General features: G+C 70.0%; 3 protein-coding genes. All 3 read left to right on the forward strand.

Annotated elements, in window-relative coordinates:
* Positions 1 to 381, forward strand: a 381-nt coding sequence (locus Q8M82_RS16755; protein WP_305692461.1) for an AprI/Inh family metalloprotease inhibitor, incomplete at its 5' end; no start/stop codon positions are given.
* Positions 382 to 529: 148 nt separating this feature from the next.
* Complete coding sequence (locus Q8M82_RS16760) at positions 530 to 1,438, forward strand: tellurite resistance TerB family protein (protein WP_305692462.1); 909 nt, start codon at positions 530 to 532, stop codon at positions 1,436 to 1,438.
* A 290-nt stretch (positions 1,439 to 1,728) separates the two neighbouring features.
* A complete protein-coding gene (locus tag Q8M82_RS16765) occupies positions 1,729 to 2,619 on the forward strand; it encodes a UbiA family prenyltransferase (protein ID WP_305692463.1) in 891 nt (296 codons plus the stop codon).
* Positions 2,620 to 2,701 lie beyond the last annotated feature (82 nt).

The raw sequence follows: 2,701 nt of genomic DNA on the forward strand, positions 1-2,701 counted from the left end.
GCGGCGCGCCGCCCGCCGTCCCCGGCAGAAATGGCCGCGACGGCCGCCCAGCGCCCGACCCTGGTCGATCCCGCCCGCGCCCCGGATTCAGGGACCCTGCCGGGCCTCTATGCACTGATGCGGCAGCCCGGCCGCGAAGCCTGCCGCCTGCGCCTGGCCGCGTCGTCCGGCGAGGCCGGGACGCCCTCTGCGCGGGTCGAGGGTCTCTGCACCGATACCGGCATCACGATCTTCGACCCCGTGGGCTGGCGCTATGCCGGCGGGCGGCTGACCCTGGTCGCGCGCAAGGGCCACAGCGTCGACCTCGTCTTCGAGGCGGGCGTCTGGCGCAAGGACCCGGCGGTCGGGGCGACGCTGCTGCTGCGCAAGCTGCAGCCGTGATGCAGAAGACGCCAGCTCCGGCGGGCCGGATCGTCCCGTGCGGCGGCATTTCGACCGGCGCCCCCTCTCCGTCTCTGGCGATTGGCGTCCGTCGTTCCTAGATGGGCTGTCGGCGCCCGACCCTTCGGCGCAGACAGGAGAATCGCCGATGTTCAACGCCAAGTCGCTTCTCGACGCCCTCGTCAGCGCCGGAACCCAGGCTGGCAAGCCCGGCGGGCAGGGCCAGACCGGGTCGCTCGGCCAGATTCTCGGCGGCCTGGCGACGAAGGTCCAGCAGGGTGGGGGCATCGGCGGCCTCGGCGGTCTCGCGGGCATGGCCGGCCAGATCCTGACCCAGGCCTCGCAGGGCGTCGGCGACGCGGCACGCCAGACCGGTGTCCAGCAGAAGGCCGGAGACGTCATGGGGCAAGTCACGGGCGGGCGCTCGGCGCAGGATGTGCTGGCCCAGGCCAAGGCGATGTTCGACAAGAATCCGGCGATGGCGACCGCCGTGCTCGGCGGCCTCGGCGCGCTCGTTTTCGGCAGCTCGACCGGCCGGGCCGTCGTCGGGTCCGCGGCCAAGCTCGGCGGCATGGCCCTGATCGGCGGCCTCGCCTACAAGGCCTACCAGAACTACCAGTCCGGCAAGCCGCTCCTCGATGCGTCGACGCCGGAGCTCCTGCCGCCGCCGCGCGGCACCGGCTTCGAGGCCGAAGCCGCGACCGAGGCGACCGCGCTGCTCTTCATCCGCGCCATGATCGCCGCCGCTGCCGCCGACGGTGCCATCGACGCCGAGGAGCGCACCGCCATTCTCGGCGGGCTGCGCGAGGCCGGCTTCGACCAGGAGGCGAATGAATGGCTGGAGCAGGAGATGGCCAGCCCCGCTTCGATCGAGACGCTGGCGGCCGGCGCCGAAACCCCAGAACTCGCGGCACAAATCTACACCGCGGCCCGCATCGCCATCAATCCGGATACGCGCGGGGAGAAGGACTTCCTGGCGGGCCTCTCCGCCTCGCTCGGGCTCGATGCCGAACTCGTGGCCAACATCGACGCGGCCGCGAGCGCCGCCAAGGTCTGACAGGCCAAGGCAGGGCCGCTCGCGAGAACCGTCTCCGTCCGGCGGGGGCGGCTCTTGCGCCCGAGCCCTGCCCTTTTCTTGCCGGCAAGCCCCTCAATCGCGTCCCGGCGTCAGCGTGGCATTAATCATCGCGGCCGAATGACCGCGTGGATCGGGCATCATCCACCGAGGCTTAGGATTTATCGGCGAGGAAGGCGGGCGCCAGAACGGTGCAATGCCGCTCGATGCTCGCCCGGTCCTGTTGACGGCTCCCGGACGCAGCGACGGCGTAGGGGAGAAAGAGACAGGCCATGGCTTCGATGGCGATGATCAGGGCGATGCGACCGCATCACTGGCTCAAGAACGGGCTGGTGTTCGTCCCCATCCTGCTCAACCACGACATCTTCGACCTCGACGCGCTGAGCGACGGCGCCGTGGCCTTCGTCGCCTTCAGCCTGCTGGCCTCGGCGATCTACCTGCTCAACGACATCGTCGACGTCGAGGCCGATCGCCGCCATCCGACGAAATGCAAGCGCCCGCTCGCGGCCGGCGAGATCACCGAGCGCCAGGCCTATGCGATGATCCCGCTGCTGATGGTGACCGCCTTCGCGCTCGCCTGGCTGCTGCCGCAGCCGCGGCTCTTTCTCATGGCGCTGGGCGCCTATCTCGTGCTGGCGCTCGCCTATCTCTTCGTGCTCAAGCGCAAACTCCTGGTCGATGTGCTGGGCCTGGCGGCCCTCCACACCTTGCGCATCCTGGCCGGCAACGCCGCGGGCTCGATCCCGCTCTCGTCCTGGCTGCTGGCCTTCTCGATGTTCCTGTTCCTCAGCCTGGCGCTGGTGAAGCGTTATGCCGAGTTGCGCATCACCCAGGACCAGTCGGGCTTGAAGAAGGCCGGGCGCGGCTACCATGCAGAGGACATCGAGGCGCTCTCGCAACTCGGCATGGCCTCGGGCTGCACCTGCGCGCTGATCATGGCGCTCTATGTCGACAGCGCCGCCGTGAAGGAACGATACGCCCATCCCGAACTGATCTGGCTGCTCTGCCCGATCATCCTCTACCAGATGTCGCGGATCTGGTTCCTGGCGCGGCGGGGACAGATGCCGGACGATCCGCTCGTCTTCATGATCCGCGACTGGCGCAGCCAGGTGACCGGCGCGGCCGTGGTCGTGATCCTCGTCGCGGCGACCCTGATTCCGTGACCGGGTCCGCGCCCCGCATCGCATCCTGGGGCGGCCTGACACCGCGCGCGACGACGACGCTGGCGCCGGACCTCTGGCTGGC

Origin of the sequence: Allobosea sp. (assembly GCF_030694325.1) — a bacterium.
In the GTDB taxonomy this organism is placed as follows: domain Bacteria; phylum Pseudomonadota; class Alphaproteobacteria; order Rhizobiales; family Beijerinckiaceae; genus Allobosea.